This is a genomic window from Rhodoferax saidenbachensis (assembly GCF_001955715.1).
Taxonomy (GTDB): Bacteria; Pseudomonadota; Gammaproteobacteria; order Burkholderiales; family Burkholderiaceae_C; genus Allorhodoferax; species Allorhodoferax saidenbachensis.
On record NZ_CP019239.1, the window covers coordinates 2,505,609 to 2,526,454 of the forward strand.

General features: G+C 62.1%; 14 protein-coding genes and 1 pseudogene. 4 read left to right on the forward strand and 11 right to left on the reverse strand.

The window, feature by feature from the left end:
* Positions 1–46 precede the first annotated feature (46 nt).
* Positions 47–1,051, forward strand: a complete 1,005-nt coding sequence (locus tag RS694_RS12010) for an AraC family transcriptional regulator (RefSeq protein WP_037247930.1) — start codon at positions 47–49, stop codon at positions 1,049–1,051.
* A gap of 131 nt (positions 1,052–1,182) precedes the next feature.
* Here RS694_RS12010 and RS694_RS12015 read toward each other — a convergent pair whose 3' ends face one another.
* The gene (locus tag RS694_RS12015) at positions 1,183–2,109 is read right to left on the reverse strand and encodes a DMT family transporter (RefSeq protein ID WP_029708908.1); all 927 of its coding nucleotides are present in this window, start codon (positions 2,107–2,109) and stop codon (positions 1,183–1,185) included.
* A 303-nt stretch (positions 2,110–2,412) separates the two neighbouring features.
* Here RS694_RS12015 and RS694_RS12020 point away from each other — a divergent pair, with 303 nt between their 5' ends.
* Positions 2,413–3,009: a hypothetical protein gene (locus RS694_RS12020; protein WP_029708907.1), complete on the forward strand. Its 597-nt coding sequence runs from the start codon at positions 2,413–2,415 to the stop codon at positions 3,007–3,009.
* Positions 3,010–3,041: 32 nt separating this feature from the next.
* Here RS694_RS12020 and RS694_RS12025 read toward each other — a convergent pair whose 3' ends face one another.
* Positions 3,042–3,764, reverse strand: a complete 723-nt coding sequence (locus tag RS694_RS12025) for a hypothetical protein (RefSeq protein WP_152528873.1) — start codon at positions 3,762–3,764, stop codon at positions 3,042–3,044.
* A 159-nt stretch (positions 3,765–3,923) separates the two neighbouring features.
* Positions 3,924–4,490 carry a TetR/AcrR family transcriptional regulator gene (locus RS694_RS12030; protein ID WP_161631574.1) on the reverse strand — a complete coding sequence of 189 codons (567 nt, stop codon included), beginning with the start codon at positions 4,488–4,490 and terminating at the stop codon, positions 3,924–3,926.
* A 136-nt stretch (positions 4,491–4,626) separates the two neighbouring features.
* Here RS694_RS12030 and RS694_RS12035 point away from each other — a divergent pair, with 136 nt between their 5' ends.
* On the forward strand, positions 4,627–5,520 hold the full coding sequence (locus RS694_RS12035; protein WP_051392030.1) for an SDR family NAD(P)-dependent oxidoreductase: 894 nt from the start codon (positions 4,627–4,629) through the stop codon (positions 5,518–5,520).
* A 63-nt stretch (positions 5,521–5,583) separates the two neighbouring features.
* Here RS694_RS12035 and RS694_RS12040 read toward each other — a convergent pair whose 3' ends face one another.
* The 4 genes from RS694_RS12040 to cadR all read right to left on the reverse strand — a co-directional run bounded on the left by RS694_RS12040 (position 5,584) and on the right by cadR (position 8,569).
* A complete protein-coding gene (locus RS694_RS12040) occupies positions 5,584–6,111 on the reverse strand; it encodes a GFA family protein (protein WP_029708903.1) in 528 nt (175 codons plus the stop codon).
* A 50-nt stretch (positions 6,112–6,161) separates the two neighbouring features.
* Positions 6,162–6,989, reverse strand: a complete 828-nt coding sequence (locus RS694_RS12045; RefSeq protein WP_051392029.1) for a thioesterase family protein — start codon at positions 6,987–6,989, stop codon at positions 6,162–6,164.
* A 65-nt stretch (positions 6,990–7,054) separates the two neighbouring features.
* Positions 7,055–8,131 (reverse strand): DMT family transporter, encoded by a 1,077-nt coding sequence (locus RS694_RS12050; protein WP_051392028.1) that lies wholly within the window; start codon positions 8,129–8,131, stop codon positions 7,055–7,057.
* 6 nt (positions 8,132–8,137) lie between these two features.
* A complete protein-coding gene (gene cadR, locus RS694_RS12055; protein ID WP_029708900.1) occupies positions 8,138–8,569 on the reverse strand; it encodes a Cd(II)/Pb(II)-responsive transcriptional regulator in 432 nt (143 codons plus the stop codon).
* Positions 8,570–8,616: 47 nt separating this feature from the next.
* On the opposite strand from cadR, the gene RS694_RS12060 reads away from it, so the two are divergent.
* Positions 8,617–10,920, forward strand: coding sequence for a heavy metal translocating P-type ATPase (locus tag RS694_RS12060; RefSeq protein WP_029708899.1), 2,304 nt, complete (start codon positions 8,617–8,619; stop codon positions 10,918–10,920).
* Between the two features lie 111 nt (positions 10,921–11,031).
* On the opposite strand, the gene RS694_RS12065 is transcribed toward RS694_RS12060, so the two are convergent.
* The 4 genes and pseudogenes from RS694_RS12065 to RS694_RS12080 form a co-directional block, all read right to left on the reverse strand.
* A complete protein-coding gene (locus RS694_RS12065) occupies positions 11,032–12,654 on the reverse strand; it encodes an ATP-binding response regulator (RefSeq protein WP_029708898.1) in 1,623 nt (540 codons plus the stop codon).
* Between the two features lie 16 nt (positions 12,655–12,670).
* Entirely contained in the window at positions 12,671–17,914 is a 5,244-nt protein-coding gene (locus RS694_RS12070) for a PAS domain S-box protein (RefSeq protein ID WP_051392026.1), read from the reverse strand.
* The gene (locus RS694_RS12075) at positions 17,911–19,491 is read right to left on the reverse strand and encodes a GAF domain-containing protein (protein WP_076069630.1); all 1,581 of its coding nucleotides are present in this window, start codon (positions 19,489–19,491) and stop codon (positions 17,911–17,913) included. The genes RS694_RS12070 and RS694_RS12075 overlap by 4 nt, the downstream gene beginning before the upstream one ends.
* Positions 19,492–19,497: 6 nt before the next feature.
* Positions 19,498–20,646 (reverse strand): annotated as a pseudogene (locus tag RS694_RS12080) (response regulator).
* Positions 20,647–20,846: the final 200 nt, after the last annotated feature.

Genomic DNA, 20,846 nt, shown 5'->3' on the forward strand with positions numbered 1-20,846 from the left:
GACAAGTTACGAGGTGCAAAACGTGTCTGCGGGGATGGCAAAAGAGATGATTCAGGCACGCGCGCTGGGCGGCTTTCGCATGCTGGTGGAAGCGCACGGCGGTGACCCCAAAGCCCTGCTCACGCGCTGCAAGATTCCCCTGGCCGCGTTGACCAAGCCAGACCTCCCCATTTCGCTCGACAGCCTGGCAAGCCTGTATGACCATGCGGCGCAGGTCCTGGAGATGGAAGACTTTGGGCTGCAGTTGTCGCGCTGCCAGGACCTCACCTTGTATGGGCCGCTGGCCCTGATCGTGCTGCATGCGCAGACGGTAGGCGACGCGCTGGTGGGGCTGATGCGCCACTTTGCCTTTCATACGCCCGGGGCCAGTTTTCAGATTGCGGACGACGCGGACCCGGATGTCATCTGCGTGCGTTACGCCCTGAACCTGCAGCCGGGCACACCCAGTCGGCAGATCGTGGAGCAGTCATACGGCATGGCGGCCAAGCTGTGGTCCACGATGGTCCCCTCCGAAGCCGCGCAAGCACGCATATTGCTGCGGCACGCGCCGGCCGTGCCTCCGCGTGTGTACGAAAAGTCTTTCGGCTGCCCGTGCAGTTTTGAGCAGGAGACCGACGCGATTGTGTTGCCCCGGCGGGCGCTGGACTTTGTGGTCCCGCATGCAGACCCGGAACTCGTTGCCACGGCGGAAGGCTATATCGCCACCATCATGCGGCGCCATCCGCTGGACCTGGCCCAGCAGGTGAAAGCGCTGGTGGCTGAGCAGCTTGCCTTCGGCGGCGCCACCATCGAGAACATTGCGGGCCAGCTCAAGATGCAAAAACGCAAGCTGCAGCGCCTGCTGGCCGAGCAGGGCCTTTATTTCGAGTCCATCGTGGACGAGCTGCGTTGTGACCTGGCCACCGAGTACCTGGGCAATGCGGCGCTGTCGCTGCAGACCGTCGGCACCATGCTGGGCTACAACGAGCAAAGCTCTTTCACCAGAGCCTGCAAGCGGTGGTTTGATGCGTCGCCCAAGCTGGTGCGACAAACCCGCCTCGCGGCGCCGTAGTCAGGCCTCTGGCGTACTCACCAGCCGCCCGCGCCCGCCGCCACACCAATGCTTGCGCTCACGCTGGATGGCGTAAGACTGTGCGTGGTGCCGCTGGGTGACTTGCCAGAGCGTGACCGGGTAGATGCGGTCTAGTGGGCAGCAGCGGGAGACCTGCGACCCAGCCCCCAAATGCTCAGCAACAGTAGGCCGCCACCCAACCACTGCAAACCGCTCAACTGCTCGCCCAGAAAAAGCGCCGCCAGCAGGACGGCGGTGAGTGGCTCCACCAGCGTGGCAACCGTCAAGGCCGTCGGGCTCAGCCGGGCGGCGCCCCAACTGAAGGCCAGCAGTGCGAGCGCGGCAGTCACCACCCCCAGATAGAGAAACCAGGCCTGCGGCGGAACGCCGCTGGGCCAATGCAGTGGCCGGTAGATGGCCGAGAGACCCATCACCAGTGCGGCTACGACCGTCAGGCAGGTGGTCGCCTGCCCTGCCCCCAGGCTCTTGGACAGGCGGCCGCTGATGAGCGTGAAGCCCGCATACAGAAGCGCAGAGCCAATGGCGAACGCGACGCCCAAGAACATATTTCGCCGCCCGGAGCCACCAGACTCACCGATATCGCGGGCAACGATCAACACCGTCCCGACCAAGGCCGCGACAAGAATCGTGACCAGGTACGCGTCCAGCTTTTCCTGGCCGCGCACCACGGCAACGATGGTGACCAGAACAGGTGGCAGACACAGTGCGATCAGCGTGGGGATGGCGGCGCCAATGCGCTCAATGCCCAGGAACCACAACAACACATAGCCCGCCATCGCGATGCCAGCGGCGATCACCGCCGCAAGCAGAGGCTGCAATTGCGCCCAACGCATCTTGCGGCCAAACACGGCGAGCAACACGACAGCGCCAACGCTGAACCGCCAGAAGGAAATGTTCTCTGGCGTGAACCCGTGGCTGGCGATCAGTATGTTCACCACCAAGGCGCCTGTTCCCCAGAGGAAACCTGCTGAGCACGCGGCTGCGAGCGCCAGGGCTTGGAGTGATGCGGTTTTGTGGGGCGTGTTGGAAGCGTTCATAGGGTGGCAACGATTCTAGGCATGATCGCGTGCGTCTGGATGGCGGTGTCGTCCAGGCACGAAAACCGGTCAGACCGGCACAGCGCAAAGGTCGTTGCATCGATGGCCACAGAGCGCATGCAGTGGGGCAACATGGTGGTCAGGGATAGCGAGTCACGTTAGTCGAAAGAATCGCACCCATGTTTTTGATTACTTGACATAGATCATCCCGTCCACCGACGTGCGTGTGAAAATTTCCTCTGGATAAGGATTGCTCCATAGCGGAATGATTCAATGTCTTGACCAGAAAAAAAGGGCGCCTCCATGTCGGGCCATCGACGATCAATCTTGTATGTTGGCGGCCCTGTGCGGTGGCTCTGCCTGGCCGGCGTGTTTTTTCTCGCCGGTTGTTCCAGTTTCTTGCCCCATTCGCAAAACGACAACTCCCCGTTCAGCACGTTTGCGGATGCACAGCATGCGGTGGCAAGCCTGGTGCCCATGCACAGTGACATGGAGACGTTGAAGACGCTGGGAATTGACCCTCTCAAGCTGGCCAATGCAAAACTGTTGACGCATGCGGATGTCGTCAGGCTGTTTGTTCCTTCCAGCATCCTGGAAAAGCCGGATCTGGACCCCGGCATCGTGGCCTGCTTGGAAGCGCGTGACCGTTGCCATGGCATCGAACTGAACGCTTCGCACATCACCGCGGTGAGAACCGGCAACTTTTTCGCCGATTTTTTCAATTTTTCCCGGCATACAGAAACCTCCGGCTGGCGGTTCAACGCCGTCATCCTGTTGATGGACGACGTGGTGGTGTACCGCAATTGGGGCGGGCAACCGACCGTCAATGAATCCGATGTCAAGACCAACCCGCTAGGGCCCTTGCAGGATATTGGCCCGTCAACCGTTCCCCTGAAATAGCGGACAGCGCGCCATGTCAGGGGCCTCAAGGGTCAGTTCGCGATGCGATCCATGTCGTGGATTTCCCGCGCATACGCAGCAGGCCCGAACAACACAATAGTGCGTACATTTCCATCGTAATTGGCCTGCACAAACTCGCGGTCTGGCATGTGTCCGTGGGTGGATGGAAATAGCGCAAACACCTGATCACCTGTACGAAGTGCGTCAACGACATCGGCAACCGGCGCGCGCATTTCTGGCCTGGCCCACGCATTTCTGGCGGTGTCGACCTGGCCCCACAACACCTCGGTAATACGCCCGTCGCCATCCAATCCAACCTGTGACACTGCAAATACCCGCTTCGGTCGCGCATGTGTGTTCGCCACGCGGGCGCGCGTGGGAGTGGGTTCCTGGTCATCCAGGGGCGCCAGCATTGTCATGTCTACAGACCGGGCTGAGTCAGCGCCAGAGCGCTTGACCAAATCGATCGCATCTCTGCCGTCCCAGCGTTCAACCACTTCAAACCCAATGTCTGGCAAGTGCGCGTTCGGTTGCAGATAGGTGGCAGACACATGGGCGCCATCACGAATGGCATCCACAACGTCCGCCACGGGTACGACGACCGGTTCACCCACATCGCCATTGGTTTTGGGATTCACCTCGCTCCACAGGACATGCGTTGCCCATCCTGCTGAATCCAAACGAATTTTGGAAACTGAAAAGAACCGTTTTGTCTCGTCGTCGAGGGGACGAGCCTTTGCGCCTTGGTATGTCATGGCGCCATGGTGGTGCAGCAGTTGGGCGCTGTCTGTGCGCTACCCCACTGAGTGCCCTACGCCCGCTTGCGCACAAAAAACTTTGCGTGGCCCGCCCGATCAGACACGCCTCGTCATACAACGCTGACTCGGCCAGCCCGCCGCCAAGTGCTTCGGGTTTTATAACGGATCGCCCGCCCGCTCCAGATAGCTCTGCGCCATCAAGCCCAACTGCTTCTTGATCGCTTCCCGCTGCGCTACGGGCGGCAGCGTGGTCACCAGCACCTGGGCGGGGCCGATGAGGGAGGTGGTCAACACAAAGCTCACCAGGCTGGGGTCCTGAAAGCGCCGGTCGGTGCAACTGGCCAGCAGATCGCAGATGGCGAGCTGGGCGCGCTGCGTCATGGTGGCAGTCACCGCATCGCGGCCCTGGTCAGACGGGATGGCGTACAGGGCCTGCGACACGTCAGAGCGCGCCAGCTTGGCGTCGATAAATGCATTCACCAAGGCATGCGCCATCTCGGCCGCCGTGCGAGCCCGGTGGCTGCGGCACACGGCTTCCATCTGACCGATCACGTCTTCCAGGTGCTGCTGCAGCACGGCTGCCAGCATCGCCTGTTTGTTGGGGTAGTACTGGTAGACCGAGCCCACCGATACGCCGGCCCGCTCCGCCACGCGGGTGGTCGTGAGGCCATGGATGCCGTGCGACAGCAAAACCTGAATACTTGCTTCGTGAATGACCTTCAAAGTCTCTTGAGAACGCCGTTGGACTGGCGGTTTCCTTGGAGAAAGGCTAGGCTTGGTTGGCATGGTGGAATGCGAATATCAAAACTGAATTATTGTTCATATTATTCCGTCCTCACTAATTTTTTTGAAGCCTCTCATGCACAAAACCATTCTGATCACCGGTGCCACCTCCGGCCTGGGCCTGGCCCTGGCGCAGCGCCTGTCTACCCAACCCGGCCTGCATCTGGTGTTGCCCGTGCGCAATGCCCAACGCGCAGAACAGCTGCGCGCCGCCCTGCCCCATGCCAGCCTCAGTACCCCGCTGCTGGATCTGGCGCGCCTGGACAGTGTGCGCAGCTTCGCGCCGCAATTGTCGGCACCGTTGGACGCAGTCATGTTCAATGCCGGCGTGCAATCGGCCGACGCGGTGATCCGCACCGCCGACGGTCTGGAGCAGAGCTTTGCGGTCAACCATCTGTCCCACCACGTGCTGCTGCGTGCACTGGAACCTCTGCTCCAGCCCGATGCCATCGTGGGCTGGACGGCCAGCGGTACGCATGATCCGAAAGACCGCGTTGCCAAGAACTTCGGCTTTCTGGGTGCCCACTACCTGGCACCCGAGGCGCTGGCCCAGGGCCAATACGCCAGTGCGCCCAATGCGGCCCAGATCAACCGCGATGCCTACGCCAGCTCCAAGGGGCTCAACGTGTTGTCGGCACGCCACTTTGCGGCCCGCGAGCTTGGCCAGCGCCGCTATTTCTCCTACGACCCTGGCCTGATGGCCGGCACAGGCCTGGCGCGCGAGCAAGGGGTGCTGGTCAATCTGGTGTGGAAGTACGTGATGCCCGTGGTGAGCAAGATGCTCAAGGGCACGAGCACGCCGCAAGGCTCTGCGCAGTTGCTCGCCCGCATTTTGCTGGGGCAGCACGCACTGCCCAATGGCGCGTATGTGGAGTTCAGCGGCACACAGAACCCGCCCTACCTACCGGCACAGGAGTCGATCTATACCGAGCAACTGATGGCCTTCAGCGACCGCTATATCTTTGCGTAAACCGGGGCGCACACGCCCGCGCAGGGGTGTGCGCGACAGCGTGAAGCAGGCAGCCTGGCCCTCCTACACACCGGCAACCTTGGGCCGGTTCGCTAAATAGGCTTCGATTTGGGGAAGCAAGGCCTCGCGGCGTGCCAGGCTTTCCCTGGGCCATAGTGCGTCCCTGTCGTAGTACGCATCAAAGACGGGCGCATCCCCGGTCAGTACAACCCAGGGCTGCTTGGATTGGACAAAGATGTGCACATCTGGGGGCAGTGTGTCAGGGCAATCCAGCGTCCCTACGCGCACAAATTTGGCAATAGGACCGGTGCCTGCGTAATGGCTCCACACGGCAACTTTACAGATGGGGCAGCGGGCGACCTTTTGCCCCATTCTGCTTTCTGTTGGCGTGTGCACGATTTCTGGTTCCATGCCCAGATTCACCACCCGGTCGGACTCAATCATCGCGTTCAGCGCGAACGCGGAGCCTGATTCGCGCTGGCACCACCGGCAGTGGCAGCAATGAACAAACATCGGGGCCATGGTCATGCGGTAGCGAACCGCCTTGCAACCACAACCACCCTCAAGGGGGTAGATAACGGGAAGGGGCATCGCGCTATGGTACTGCGCGAATGGCGGGGCCATCGGCCACTCGAAGTGCCCTAGGCCCGCTTGCGCACAAACAGGCTTTGCGTGGCCCGCCCGATCAGCCCGGCCTCGTCATACAGCGCCGACTCGGCCAGTCCACCGCCGTGGCTGGAGAGGTGGGTGCGGGCATCCAGGCAGATCCACTCGCCCACGGGTTTTCGCAGCAGGTTGATGGTGAGGTCGGAGTTGACGAACAGGTGCGTCGACAAATCCAGCACGGCGCTGATGCCGTTGCCCGAATCAGCCGCCACCGCCACACGCTGGTACGGGCCGGGCGTGTGCCCCGCCACCAGCGGGTAACGAAAGCGAAACCACACGGCACTGGGGCCACCGAACATGCGGCCGACCGCCACGCGGGTCTCCATCAGGTCGGGGTAACTGATCGCGTCGTGCAGAAACTGCATGCGCTGCGGCGTGGCATCGGCGGGTGGTTGGGGCGCCAGCGGCAGCGGGTGGCCGGGCAGGCCATCGGGAAGGGCCACGTCGTCCTCGCGCTGGAACAGGGCGGTAGCGCGCATCAGCTCTTTGCCACCGGCCAGCACCACGGCCGAGAAGTGCCCGGCGTTGCGGCCCACATAGTCTTCCTGCACACGCACCTCGACATCGCCAATCGGCACCGGGCGCAGCAGGTTGGCCGTCAGGCGCGCCATGTGTTGCAGGCCGTGGGTCTGCGCGGCCGCCTCCAGTGCGTAGCTCACCAGCGCAATGGGCGGACCAGCATGTTGCTGCTGCAGATCCCACGGACCTCGCGTGAGAACACTGGCGCGAAAGCGGTTGTCGCCCAGCGCGGTGAACGCGGCCTCGGGCATGGGTTCATGGGTGCTTTGCGTGGCGTCTGACATGCTCAGTTACTCCTGTTTTGATAGCTGCTTGCGCATATTCCATATGGGCTGGAGGCCGATTTGACTTAAAAATGCGGGTGCCGGTGGTGGATATCGGGAAAATGCGCGTGGCTGTGCTGCAGCGTGGTGTGCTGGTGCGCATGGGTGTGCGGCTCCACGCCGTCCCACGCAAACGCATGGCTGTGCTGGTGGTGCGCATCGTGCCGGTGGCTGTGGCCGTGCAGCAGCGCATCGTGTGCATGGTCGTGGGCGTGGTGCTCGCTCAGGTGCAGCCAGACGCCCGCCGCCATCAGCGCCGCAGCCGCCCAGAACACGGTGTTGGTGGGTTCGCCAAACACCACCACCGAGAGCAAGGCCCCGACAAACGGCGCGGTGGAAAAGTACGCCCCGGTGCGCGCCGTGCCCAGCCCGCGCAAGGCCAGCACAAACAGCACCAGGCTCAGGCCATAGCCCAAGAACCCCACCAGCAACGCGGACGACAGCAGCCCCGCCGTGGGCCAGGCAGCCCCCAGCGCAAAGCCCAGTGCGGTGTTGACACAGCCCGCCACCAGCCCTTTGCTGCCCGCAATAAACAGCGCGTCTGATGCAGAGACCTTGCGCGTGAGGTTGTTGTCGATAGCCCAGCAAAGGCACGCGCCCGCCAAGGCCAGCGGGCCGATGCCGGAGACCGATGCATCCCCGCCGGGCCACGCCAGCACGGCACCGCCCGCAACAATCAGCGCCATGCCCAGCACGATGCGCCGGTCCGTACTCTCGCGAAACACCAGCCACGCCAGCACCGCCGTCAGCACCGCCTCCAGGTTCAGAAAAAGCGACGCCGTGGCTGCCGTGGTGTGGGCCAGCCCGACCATCAGCAGCAACGGCCCCAGCACGCCGCCGAAGGTTATGGCGCCCAGCAACCAGGGCCACTCCTGTGGCGGCAGCCCCGCAGGTTTCCAGCCCCGGTCACGCAGCAGTCGCAGCAGCGTCAGCCCCAGGCCACTGCCCAGATAGAGCAGTCCGGCCAGCAGAAAAGGCGACGTGGCGGCCAGCCCCTCCCCCATCAATTGTTTGGCGAACGGTGTGCTGGCGCCAAACAAAATAGCCGCGCCCAATGCGGGCCAGGCCGCGCGGTGCAGTGATACGGAATGTGTGTGGCGCATAGTGGTTCAACCCAGATGGGTATGCCGCTCGGGCCGGGCCTCGGTCTCCATAGCCGCCAGCCCTTGCAGGATGCCGCAGGCGTCCACCGCCTGATCAGACGTGCAGCGCTCGCGCAGGGCGGCCAGTTGTTCCTTCAGGTGGGTCAGCTCGCGGATGCGTTCGTCCACGTGGGTGATGTGCTGGTCAAACACGGCGTTGATGGCGCCGCACCCTTGGTCGGGCGCATCGGCCAGGCCCAGCAGCGTGTGGATTTCTTCGTGGCTCATGTCCAGCGCGCGGCAGTTGCGGATAAAGCGCAGCCGCTCCAGATGCGCAGGGCCGTAGATGCGGAAGTTGCCCTCGGTACGCCCCGGCTCGGGCAGCAGACCGGCCTTCTCGTAATACCGCACCGTCTCCACCGTGCATTGCGCCACCTGTGCCAGTTCACCTATTTTCATGGAGCCTCCAGAAATGTCTTGACCCTATAGTAGCTTCAGGTTGCCTAATGGATGGGAATTCACCAAAAAGCCCTATGTCCACCCAGCACAATCACGAGGCCCATGGCCACGACCACCGCCATGACCACGGCCATTCACACCCGGAACCACACACCCATGCCCACGGCGGTGATGCCTGCTGCGGTACCAGTGAAGCCCCGCCCATGGCACCGCTCGCGCCCCCCGCAGCCAAGGCAGACGGTGTGCAAACCCCTATCCGTATCCTGCAGATGGACTGCCCGACCGAAGAGGCGCTCTTGCGCAAGAAGCTGGGCGGCATGGCCGGCGTGACAGGGCTGGAGTTCAACCTGATGCAGCGCGTGCTGACCGTGACCCACGCGCCGCAAGCGATAGAGCCCATCCTGGCCGCAGTGCGCACGCTGGGCTTCACGCCCGAAATTGCCACCGGTGCAGCAGCCCAGGAATCATCGGCACCCCAGCCCGCCAAACCCTGGTGGCCGCTGGCGCTGGCAGGCGTGGCGGCCATTGCGTCTGAAGCCGCGCACTGGGCCGGAATGCCGGAATGGCTGGCCGCCGCGCTCGCGCTGGTCGCGGTCGCGTTGAGCGGTATCACGACCTACAAAAAGGGCTGGATTGCCATCCGCAATGGCAACCTCAACATCAACGCGCTCATGAGCATCGCCGTGACCGGCGCGCTCTTACTGGGCCAGTGGCCCGAGGCGGCCATGGTCATGGTGCTGTTCACCATTGCCGAGCTGATCGAAGCCCAGTCGCTGGACCGCGCGCGCAACGCCATCCGCGGCCTGCTGCAGCTCGCCCCCGAACGCGCCACCGTGTTGCAGGCAGACGGCACCTGGCAAGACGTGGCGGCCAAAACCGTGGCCGTGGGTGCGCGTGTGCGTATCAAGCCCGGCGAACGCATCGCACTGGACGGCACCATCACCAGCGGGCGCTCCACCATCGACCAGGCCCCCATCACGGGTGAAAGCCTGCCTGTGGAAAAGGCCGAGGGCGACACGGTGTTTGCCGGCACCATCAATGCGTCCGGCTCGTTTGAATACACCGTGACCGCCGCCGCCAGCGACAGCACGCTGGCGCGCATCATCCACGCCGTGGAAGAGGCGCAAGGCGCACGCGCACCCACGCAGCGTTTTGTCGACCAGTTCGCGCGTATCTACACGCCCGTGGTGTTTGCGCTGGCGCTGGGCGTGGCCGTATTGCCGCCGCTGCTGCTGGGCGGTGTCTGGTTTGACTGGATCTACAAAGCCTTGGTCTTGCTGGTCATCGCCTGCCCGTGTGCTCTGGTCATCTCCACGCCGGTCACCATCGTCAGCGGTCTGGCGGCTGCGGCGCGCCAAGGCATTCTGATCAAGGGCGGCGTCTATCTGGAAGAGGGGCGCCGCCTGACCTGGCTGGCACTCGACAAGACCGGCACCATCACCCACGGCAAGCCCGCACAAACCGACTGTGTAGTGCTCAGCAGCATGGACAGCGCCGATCTGCGCAGCCTGGCCGCCAGCCTGGCGGCCCGCTCCGACCACCCGGTCTCCAAAGCGCTGGCACAAGCCGCCGAACGGGATGGTGTGGCACTGCGCGCGGTGGATGCGTTTGCCGCACTGCCCGGCCGTGGCACCCAAGGCGTGATCGACGGCAGGCTGCTCTACCTGGGCAACCACCGCCTGATCCACGAACAAGGCCGCTGCTCTGACGCACTCGAAGCGCGCCTGTCGGCGCTGGAGCAGCAAGGCAAGACGGTCATCCTGCTGGCAGACGAACGAGAAGTGCACGGCATGTTTGCCGTAGCCGACACGGTGAAAGAAAGCAGCCGCCAGGCGATTGCCGAGTTACACGCGCTGGGCATCCAAACCATCATGCTGACGGGCGACAACGTCCACACCGCCCAGGCCATCGCCGCGCAGGTGGGCATTGATGAAGCGCGTGGTGACCTGTTGCCCGAAGACAAACTCAAAGCCATCGAAGCCAAGATCAGCACCGGCGGGGCCGTGGGCATGGTGGGCGACGGCATCAACGACGCCCCCGCCCTGGCCCGCGCAGACATCGGTTTTGCCATGGGCGCCGCAGGCACCGGCACCGCGATTGAGACGGCCGACGTGGCGCTGATGGACGACGACCTGCGCAAGCTGCCGCGCTTCGTGCGCCTGTCGCGCCGCACGCATGCGCTGCTGGTGCAAAACATCGCGCTGGCGCTGGGCATCAAGGCGGTTTTTTTGGTACTCACACTCACCGGCGCAGGCACCATGTGGATGGCCGTGTTTGCAGATGTGGGCGCGAGTCTGCTGGTGGTAGCGAACGGCTTGCGGCTGCTGAGGAAGCCTGCCGCCGCAGGCTAAAACGCTATCAAAAGAAGAGCTGGTTGCGCAATACCCACGAGGGCCGGAGGCCATTTTGATGCCTAAACCCCATATCGCACGCCCCTCCACAGGGGGTACGCCGCCTTGGGCTCACGCCTGGCGCGGCAGCGTCACGGTGATGGCGGTGGTATTGCTGCTGTCATCCACGGCCAGGCTGATACCACCGTTTTGCGCCTCGCTGAGCAGCTTGGCCGAGTAGGTTCCGAGGCCGGTGCCGCCCTGCTTTCCGACGGTCACGAACTTCTCGAAAAAGCGTTCGCGAATGGCAGCGGGAACCGCACCGACATTGCGCACCACGACGCGCAGCGGGTCTTCGTCAAAAAGCGTGATGCTGATGGTGCTGCCTTCAGGCGCCGCTTCGCACGCGTTTTTCACCAGGTTCTGGAAGAGCGAATAACACAGCGTTCCCTCCCCCAAGGCACGCGGCGAATCGTTACCGGCGGCGCCATCCACGGCCACCGAGATGGTCACACCCTTGCTGGAAAAGGCCTGCCGGTTCAGTTCGGCCACCCGGCGCAGGATGGCGGTCAGATCTACCGGTTCGGCGCGCAGCACAAAACGCCCGGTCTCCATCTTCAGCAGTTCGGAGGACATGTTGACGATATTCATGATCGTCATCGCAGTGTCTTCCAGCAGTTTGAACGTTTCAACCTGACTGCGTGTCACGTCCTTATCCGCCATCATGCCCTGCAACAGTCCCAGGACGCCGGCCAGCGGCCCCTTGATATCGTGGCGCGTGATGTGCTCCACCTGTTCACGCAGGCGTGCGGTTTCCACCATGCCATCGAAATCCGCCTGCATGGACTTGCGCAACTGCACGTAACGCATGAAGTTGCGCACGCGGGGCTTGAGCAGCTCGGGATTGATGGGCTTGGTGATGAAGTCCACAGCCCCCAGCTCCATGCCCTTGGCGTGGGCGTCAGAGGTCGTCAGCGCAGTCACGAAGATCACCGGGGTGGATTCGGAGTTGGGGTGCTCACGCATGCGTTTGGCCACTTCAAAACCATCCATGCCCGGCATCATCACATCGAGCAGCACCAGGTCTGGCGGCTCGTCCGAGCTGCAGATTTCCAGCGCCTTGGCCCCGTTGGGCGCCAGCCGCACGCGGTACTCGTCTTTCAGCAGGTGGCCCAGCAAGGTCAGGTTGTCCGGCGTGTCGTCCACAATCAGCACGGTCATACGTGCGTCCTCTTCAGCAGCTTCAGGTGCCGCCGGCGCCGTCACGCCATAAAAGCCCGATGACTCTTTTTGGGGTACGGGTGCTTCATCTTCTGGCTCTGCGGCTGCCACCATCCTGCGGTGTTTGACTGCCAATGCCCGCTCCAGCCGCTGACCCAACTGGTTGGGTGAATACGGTTTGAGCAGCATGGCGCTGACGCCACTGGCCACCGCAGTCTCCACGTGGCGGCGCTCTGCCTCCGCCGTGATCATCACAAATGGCAAGCTGAAAAGCCGCTCGTCGGCACGCACTTCCTTCAGGAGCTCAATGCCGGTCATGACCGGCATGTTCCAGTCGGACAGCACCATGTCCACCTGCTGGTTGCGCAAGATGCGCATGGCCTCCATGCCATCGTTGGCTGTGATGATTTTTTCTGCCCCCAACAGCCGAAGCTGGTTCACCGTGACACGCCGCATCGTGTCGAAGTCATCCACCACCAGGTAGGTCTTGCGCTTGTCCAGTTGGGAAGCACCAGGTTCGTCAAAAAGGGACATGCACGCACTCCATGGGTCAGGCTTCCTGTTGGGTCAATATTTGTTTGAGCTGCGCCAGCGCTTCGTCAAAATCAAAACTGTTCAGCGGCCGTTCTACTGCCGCTAATTGCCGGGCAAGGGCCGTTCCTTCAGCCTTGCGCTGGATCTCCTCCAGCACGTCCGCCGCTTCACCGTCGCTGCGCGCCAGGAGCTTCTCCAGCTTTTGCAATTCGGGCTGGAGTTCATTGCGCATATCCACGGTGGAAACATTCGCACCAGGGTGGGCTTGGCTGTCCTCCAGTTGGTTCAACCCAGTGATGACAGGCTCCAGCGTGCGCACCACAGCGTCCAGCAATGCTTTTCGAATAGCTTCGCCAGCACCTTCGTGGCAGGCCAGCTCCAGTGCCGCAGCGGCAGCCTGCACGTCGGTGGCGCCAATATTTCCTGCGGTTCCCTTTAACGTGTGCGCCGCGCGTGCCGGGGCGGTAGCGTCTGCATCCTGGCATGCTGCTTCGAACAGCTGTGCAAAATTCCCCTGACTCTCCCGGAATTTCACCAGCAGGCGGGCATACAATTTCGCGTTCTGCATGGTGGTCGCCAGCCCTGCAGCGACATCAATCCCCGGCAGTTCCGGCAGGCCGTACCGACCTTCTCTAGCGGCTTGCACAGCAGTCACGCCGGAGTCCGCAGCATCGTTCGCAGCAACACTGCCGGCTCCGGTTTTGGGCTTCACCCATTTGGCGATGGTGTTGAACATGTTTTCCACATTCAGCGGTTTGGCGATGTGGTCCCACATGCCAGCTTCAATGACTTTTTCGCGGTCGCCCGCCATCGCATTGGCCGTCATGGCAATGATGGGCAGGTCGTTGAAGGCGGGATTTTTGCGGATCTCGCGCGTTGCGGTGTAGCCATCCATCACCGGCATCTGGCAGTCCATCAGCACACCATCGAAAGCGCCGTCCTTCGCCAGAATGTCCAACGCCTCCTGTCCATGGTTTGCAAGCACCACATCTATCTGCGCATTGCGCAGCAACTCCAGCGCCAGCTCCTGGTTCATGTCGTTGTCTTCCACCAGCAAGAGGCGCGCACCGGCCAATTGCGCCATGGCTCCCGAGTAGATGTCAGACTTGACGCTTGCCCGGGTCTCAACCAATCCACCTTTGCCCAGTGCCTCACCGATGGCTTCCAGCAGCGTCGAAGACGTCACCGGTTTGGTCAGCACGGAATGGAGCCGTACGCCACGCTGTTCGGCCGAGCCCATGGCCTCCTCCCGCCCATAGGCCGTAACCATGATGACCATGGGCGCATGCGCAAGTGTCTCGGATTGCAGGTGCTGAATGGTTTGCACACCATCCATGCCAGGCATCTTCCAGTCCATGAGCACTAGGTCGTAAGACAACTGCTTGTGGTCGGCTTCCCCCACCATGCGTAGAGCATCCTGGCCGTTGCGGGCAGCATCCACTTCCAGGCCAAAAGAGCGGGCCATGGAAGCCAGAATTTCCAGCGCCGCTGCGTTGTCATCCACCACCAGGACGCGCACCCCCAGTAGTTCGTCGGCACGGAACATGCGCCGCGCCTGCGGTGTTTCCTGGATACCAAAACGCGCGGTGAAATGGAAAACGGAGCCTTTGCCCGGCTCGCTCTCAACCCAGATGTGCCCCTGCATCAACTCCACCAGATTCTTGGAGATGGCCAGGCCCAGCCCGGTGCCACCGTACTTGCGGGTGGTGGACGCATCGGCCTGGCTGAAGCTCTGGAACATCTTGCCGCATTGCTCCGGCGTCATGCCAATGCCTGAATCCTGTACCCGGAAATGCAGCTCTATGCCGTTGGCGTCCTCGGCCACCTTCTCGATGCCTATGACGACCTCGCCAGTGTCGGTAAATTTGACTGCGTTATTGCCCAGGTTGATCAGTACCTGGCCCAGGCGCAAGGGGTCTCCCCGCAGCGCCGTGGGCACTTCGGGTGCCGCGTTGAACAAAAGCTCCAGCCCCTTGTCTTCTGCCTTCATGCCCACCAGGTTGGCCAAGTTGTCCATCACGTCTTCCAGCCGGAATGCGATGTTCTCCATGGACATCTTGCCGGCCTCGATCTTGGAGAAGTCCAGGATGTCGTTGATGATGCCCAGCAGGTTTTCACCGGAGCGGTGCACCTTCTCGATGTAGTTGCGCTGCTTCTTGTCCAGATTGGTTTGCAGCGCCAGGTGCGACATGCCGATGATGGCGTTCATTGGCGTGCGAATTTCATGGCTCATGTTGGCCAGGAAGTCACTCTTGGCTTTCGTGGCCTCCATGGCCTGCTCGCGCGCCAGCAGGATTTCGGTCTCGGTTCTTTTCTGCTGCGTGATGTCCTGGTAGGCCCCGTACATGAACAGTACCTTGCCCGACGACTCGTCACGCACCAGTTTGCCGCCGGCATGGATCCAGACGGTCTCGCCATCCACCGGACGTTTGTAGGCGTAGACAGCGTCGTACTTGTCGTACTTGCCGTCCAGGGCGCCCCGGTAGCGCTCCATCGTCAGATGGGCCGCTTCCGGATTGGCATCTTCCAGTCGCGCGAACCATTCGCTGTCGAGTTTGTAACGGCCATCCGGCTTGATGTGCTCCCCCAGAATGCGTGCCGCACGCTCGGACTGGAAGTAGTGCTCCGGATCACTGTAGTCCACATACCAGTAGCCACTGTCCGTCAGCTCCAGTGCGATGTCAGCCAGGAAGTTGGTGCGCTGGATTTCCGCCTCCATGCGTTTGCGTTCGGTCACATCCAGCAGCATCCAGACAGTGCCTTTGCTCAGGTCACTCGGGTCAATGGCTGCGCCACTGAGCTGGCACCAAAAGCGTGAGCCATCGGCGCGTACCAGTTCTTCTTCGCGGTGGTGTTTTTCGCCGCGGTTGAGCTGTTCGTAGATCTCGCTGACACCTTTGTCGAACGCTTCTTCAGAAAAATACCAGGCGCGTGGGGACTGGCCCATCTGCGCACCATCCGCAGTTCCAAACAGCGCATCGAGCTGGCTGTTGCATCGCACGATCACGCGGTCCTTGATAAAGGCAATGCCCAGCGTCGTGGCCTCAAACATGGCGGTCTGCTCGGCGTTGGCAATACGCATGGCCTCCTGGGCCTTCTGCTGCTCAGTGATATCGGTAGCAATGCCGCAGACGCCGTAGATCTCACCCGCTTCGTTGATGAGCGGCGTCTTCGTGGTCATGAACGAGCGCAGCTCCGAGCCATCGGCCGTAGGAATGAGTTCTTCGTAGGTAATGGCCTTCCCGGTCTGCAGAACACGGTTCTCGACTTCTGCAATTTTGTCCGCGACGTCTTTGGGCAACAGGTCATAGGCGCTTTTGCCCAACACATCTTTCTCGCTGACGCCCATGTACTTTGCATACGTGGCGTTCAGCAGCTCGTAGCGGCCTTCACGGTCCTTCAAGGTGATGATGGAGCCGATGCTGTCCACCAGGGTGCGGATCTGGCGCTGGCTGTTGCGGACTTCCTGCTCCACGCGGTTGCGCTCGGTCACGTCACGCACGGAGGCACACACGCACATGCCACGGCCACCGATGGCAGGCAGGCGCGACAGGCCCACCTCCACCGGGAACTCACTGCCGTCTTTACGCAAACCTCTCAGGCTTCCGTCTGTGCTCCCCATATTGCGTGATTGCCCAACTTGCATGAATCCCTGGCGCAAGCTCGGATGTCTGGCACGTATGGCGGACGGCACCAATATCTCCATAGGCTGTCCGATGAGTTCGTGTTCCGCATAGCCAAAAAGATCCCGCATGCGCGGGTTGACCATGATGATGATGCCCTGTTCGTCCGTGATCATCAACCCATCAGGTGCGGACTCGATGATGCCGCGGTACCAGGCCTCGGTGGCGGCGATGGAGTCTTTCTGCGCCTCTAGCTCCACGGTCTGTTCTTCCAGCGTGGCGGCTTGCTCCTGCATGGCCTGCGCCTGGCGTTGGGTTTCCTCCAGCAGCTTATTGGTGCGCACACTGCGCTCCAGAATCTCCAGATTCATGGCCAGCGTGGGCATGACGCCGTCCAGCAGGGACTCTTCCCGTGCCGAGAGCACCTCAAACGTGGCAATTTCCACCACGCCCAGCAACCGCTCATTGCGCAATACCGGCAAGACCACGATGGTGACCGGGACCGCATCGCCGAGGCTCGAGCCAATGCGCACATAGTCGGACGGCGGTTGGGTGAGCACAATGGGTGCGCGCTCCATCGCGCACTGCCCCACCAGCCCCTGGCCGATGGTGAAGTACTGGTTGAGCTCCTTGCGCTCCCGCAGGGCATAGCCCCCCAGCAGGCGCAGGCGGCGCTCCTGCTCTTCGTGGATGTAGAAGGCGCCATGGCCGATATGCAGCAAAGGCCCCAGCCGGCTGAACAACACCTGCGAAAGCTCGGCAAAGTTGTCTACGGTTTGCAGGGCATTGGAGATCTCGGCGAGGTTGCCTTTGACCCAGCTCATGCTGTCCATCGCGGCAGCACCTTGCTGCAACACCTTGACCGAGCGGGCAACGTCGCCGATCTCGTTGTCGTAGTCGGCACAAGGGACGTCGGTTGCGAGGTCGCCATCTGCCAGTTTCTGCACTGCATTGCGGATACCGGCCACGGGGCGACGAATGGAGCGGGCCACCAGCCAGCCAATCAACCCGCTCATGAGCGTACCCAGCGCGAGCAGCAGCACGGCGTCGCGCAGGGCTTCCTCGGCATGCGCTACGGCGGTATCCACTCCCTCGCGGGCCTGCTTTTCCTTGGCATCTGCGATTTCGCCCATGAGCGTGTTGATGGAGGTACCCACGCGCCGATACTCCTCGGACGACAAGAACAGCCGGGCTTCCTCTTCCTGGTTTCTGGCCATCAATTCCAGAACCTTGCCCGCATTGGCTTTGTAAATCGCGTACTCCGATTCAACCGCAATCAGCCTGCGTTTGTTGGCATCCCGGTACAGTCTGCCGCGCAGTTCCGTGAGCTCACTGACCAGTCGGACATCTGCATCGCTGACGATTTTCAATGCCTCTACACGCGCTGTGCTTGGCCCAACCAGCAGGGCCTGACGCAGCTCGCGGCCTATCACCGAGTACTGGACCTGTGCTGCGCGTGCATTGGATACGCCCAGCAAGTCTTTGTCATTGAGCAACTGGATTTGTGCAATCAGCTCCTTCTGGGCCTGCATGTTGAGCAGGCTCACGCCGACCGCAAAAAGCATCAACAGAAGGAAGCCAGCCGCCAGCTTTCTGGAAAGTCGCCATTGCTCCAGCGCGCGGGAGAAGTAGTTCATGCCGGTACCTCAACGATTTCATTAGATTCGGCCGGGACCTCGAGATCAAAGGCCCGGCGGTGTATTTCCAGATGGTTGGCAAGCAGGGCCACCAGCTCATCCAGTTGCTGCCGCTGCTGCGTGTCTGGAACGGTCAACAGGCCCATTTCCACCACACCAATCAACACGTCCTGCATCACCAGCGGCGCCAGCAGCAGCGCTGCCATGGGGGTTGCACCCAGACCGGAGCGCAGATTCCAGATGCCGTCTGGCGGTGTTTCGATCACGCGGGCGCTGCGCTCCAGGGCACATTGCCCCAGAAGCCCCTCACCCAGATGCAAAAGGGGTTGTGGTGCCTCAGCGCAAGCGGCATAACCGGCCAGTACCAGCACCTGGTCTTCCGCCTCGCCCTGTGTGACATACAGGCTGCCCTGCACCCCCCCCACCATGTCCCGTGCGGATTGGAAAAACGTGGTTGCAAAATCAGTCCATTCCGCGCTGTGCTGCAAGCGCAACGACAAAACACCCAGTTGCGTCCTGTACTGGGCCTGCTGCGTCTGCTCTCTGGCATAGACCTGCAATTGCGCCGACGCCAGTTCCTGGGCATGGCGCACGCGCAGCAGGCGCAACCACATCCAGCCCAGCAGGAGTACCAACAGGGCGGCGCCCATGGCACGCCCGGCCGAGGCAGCAGCGGGCACGGTGCGGCCCAGGTCTTCCGCAACAACCAGGCTCCAATCCCCGGCCGGGTCGTTCCAGCTCACGGGCGCCATTGCCACGGCATAGGCATGCTGGTCAAGCTTCTGCACACCCGATGTGGGTTCCAGCGGCAGGGCCAGCGGAGTCTGGTTTTCAAACATCGCACCAAACTGCTTCAGTTCCCGAATGGCCTGCAGGCGCTCCGGTGTGGCCACACCAGCGAGCCGCCCCGTCCAGTCATTCCGGTTGCCCGCAAAAACCACCCCCTGCGGAGAAAGCAGCAGCGCCACGTCGTACTTGCCCTGCAAGAGGGTGTCCACACGGTCCAGGGTGGTGCGCGCCACGATGGCGCCTACCCCCACGGTCGAACGCGCGTGCTCCGGGAACACCGGCGCGGTGAAATACAGGGAACGGTCTCCGCGCGCCATGCTGACTGCAGCGTAAACACTGGGCTGCCCCCGCATGGCGATTTGAAAATAGGGGCGAAACCGCACATCCAGCCCGGTGGAGGGTTTGTTGATGCGGTCCCAGGACGACTTGACGATACCGTCCATACCCACCACAAACACACCCTCTGCCGCAAACGCATTGCCCACAATGGACATGGTGCCTGCGACATTGGCATCCTCCGCCGCGAGCCCATTGGAGGCTTCCTGCTTGATGTCACCGTCCAGCAAGCCCAGCAGGGTGACCGAGCCCATGAGGTTGCCGTTCAGCGTGGTGGACATGAGCTCCAGCCCGCTGCGCTGCACCTCGGTCTGCAGCAGGGTCTGGCGCTGCTGGGTGCGGATCTCCACATCCAGCCAGAAGACACCAATGGCAAAAGCCAGCGCGACACCCACGATGAGTGCCCAGGCGGCAGGCGCGTTTTTCGCCAAATAGACAAGAAGCCGTTTCACGGCGTATCAGCCCGTAATCACCTTCAGGCTCTCGGCCTTGTGGGCCATGGCCTCATCACTGTCCGCAAACTCCAGCGCCACCGCGCGGAACTGCTCCGTCAGCACCAGAAACGCGTCAACGATATCGGGGTCGAAATGCTGGCCGCGCCCCTCGGTGATGATGGCCACCGCCTTTTCGTGTGGCATGCCTTCCTTGTAGACACGGCGGCTGATCAGCGCATCGTAAACATCGGCCACCGCCATCAAACGCGCGGAGATCGGAATCGCGTCACCCGCCCAGCCCTCGGGGTAACCACTGCCATCCCATTTTTCCTGGTGGCTGTAGGCAATTTCCTTGGCCTAGTGCAAAAACTCCACCTCCAGGCCCAGCTGGTCTTCCGCGTGCTGGATCGCATCGCGGCCCAGCTTGCAGTGGGTCTTCATGATCTCGAATTCATGGGGCTCGAACCGGCCCGGCTTGAGCAGAATGCGGTCTGGAATGCCCACCTTGCCAATGTCATGCAAAGGGGCAGACTTGAACAGGATGTCAATGGTGCGTTCGTCCAGAAACTGGTGGAATCGCGGATGCGTGCGCAACTGGTTGGCCAGCAGGCGCATGTAATGCTGCGTGCGCCGGATGTGGTTGCCGGTATCGTTGTCCCGGGTTTCCGCCAGGGATGCCATGGCCAGGATGGTCACATCCTGGATCGCCGCCAGCTCACGCCCGCGGCGTTGGACTTCCGCATCCAGGTAGTCGTTCTTGTCGCGCAAAAAATCGGCTGCGGCCTTGACCTGCAATTGGGTGGACACCCGCGCCAGCATGATGGGCGGATTCACCGGTTTGGTAATGAAATCCACCGCGCCCATTTCCAGCCCTTTCCTCTCTTCTTCGGACGCCGTCATGGCAGTCAGAAAAATGATGGGAATGTGCTGGGTGGTCGGGTCGTCCTTGAGGATTTTGCAGACGTCATAACCGGACAGACCGGGCATCATGATGTCCAGCAGGATGAGATCGGGAGCTTCTTCGGCGCGCGCCAACTGGAGCGCTTTCTCGCCGCTATTGGCCAGCTTGACCCGGTATTGCTCCTTGAGCAGGCCGGACATCAGTGACAGGTTGTCCGGCGTGTCGTCCACGACCAGCACGGTTGGCTTTTTTGTGAAATCCAGTGCGTCCATCAGATCCCTCTCCTTATTGGCTATCAGTAGCCGCACCAGCATAGCATCGGGGCGACGTAAGACATGGGTTTTCGCCAAGCGAGCGATGGGGAAAACCGGCGAATTCGGCATGCGAACAACACCCGCCACCATGCACGCGCACCTCGGCCAGAGAGCCACCAAAACGCTATCAAAAGGTGAGCTGCTTGCGCAAGCCCTAT

Coding starts and splice junctions, on each gene's coding strand:
- RS694_RS12040 (WP_029708903.1), bottom strand. CDS start 6,111: ATGCCCCTTCCCGTTATCTACCCCCTTGAGGGTGGTTGTGGTTGCAAG.
- RS694_RS12035 (WP_051392030.1), top strand. CDS start 4,627: ATGCACAAAACCATTCTGATCACCGGTGCCACCTCCGGCCTGGGCCTG.
- RS694_RS12020 (WP_029708907.1), top strand. CDS start 2,413: ATGTCGGGCCATCGACGATCAATCTTGTATGTTGGCGGCCCTGTGCGG.
- RS694_RS12025 (WP_152528873.1), bottom strand. CDS start 3,764: ATGACATACCAAGGCGCAAAGGCTCGTCCCCTCGACGACGAGACAAAA.
- RS694_RS12050 (WP_051392028.1), bottom strand. CDS start 8,131: ATGCGCCACACACATTCCGTATCACTGCACCGCGCGGCCTGGCCCGCA.
- RS694_RS12060 (WP_029708899.1), top strand. CDS start 8,617: ATGGATGGGAATTCACCAAAAAGCCCTATGTCCACCCAGCACAATCAC.
- RS694_RS12070 (WP_051392026.1), bottom strand. CDS start 17,914: ATGAACTACTTCTCCCGCGCGCTGGAGCAATGGCGACTTTCCAGAAAG.
- cadR (WP_029708900.1), bottom strand. CDS start 8,569: ATGAAAATAGGTGAACTGGCACAGGTGGCGCAATGCACGGTGGAGACG.
- RS694_RS12065 (WP_029708898.1), bottom strand. CDS start 12,654: ATGTCCCTTTTTGACGAACCTGGTGCTTCCCAACTGGACAAGCGCAAG.
- RS694_RS12015 (WP_029708908.1), bottom strand. CDS start 2,109: ATGAACGCTTCCAACACGCCCCACAAAACCGCATCACTCCAAGCCCTG.
- RS694_RS12010 (WP_037247930.1), top strand. CDS start 47: ATGATTCAGGCACGCGCGCTGGGCGGCTTTCGCATGCTGGTGGAAGCG.
- RS694_RS12045 (WP_051392029.1), bottom strand. CDS start 6,989: ATGTCAGACGCCACGCAAAGCACCCATGAACCCATGCCCGAGGCCGCG.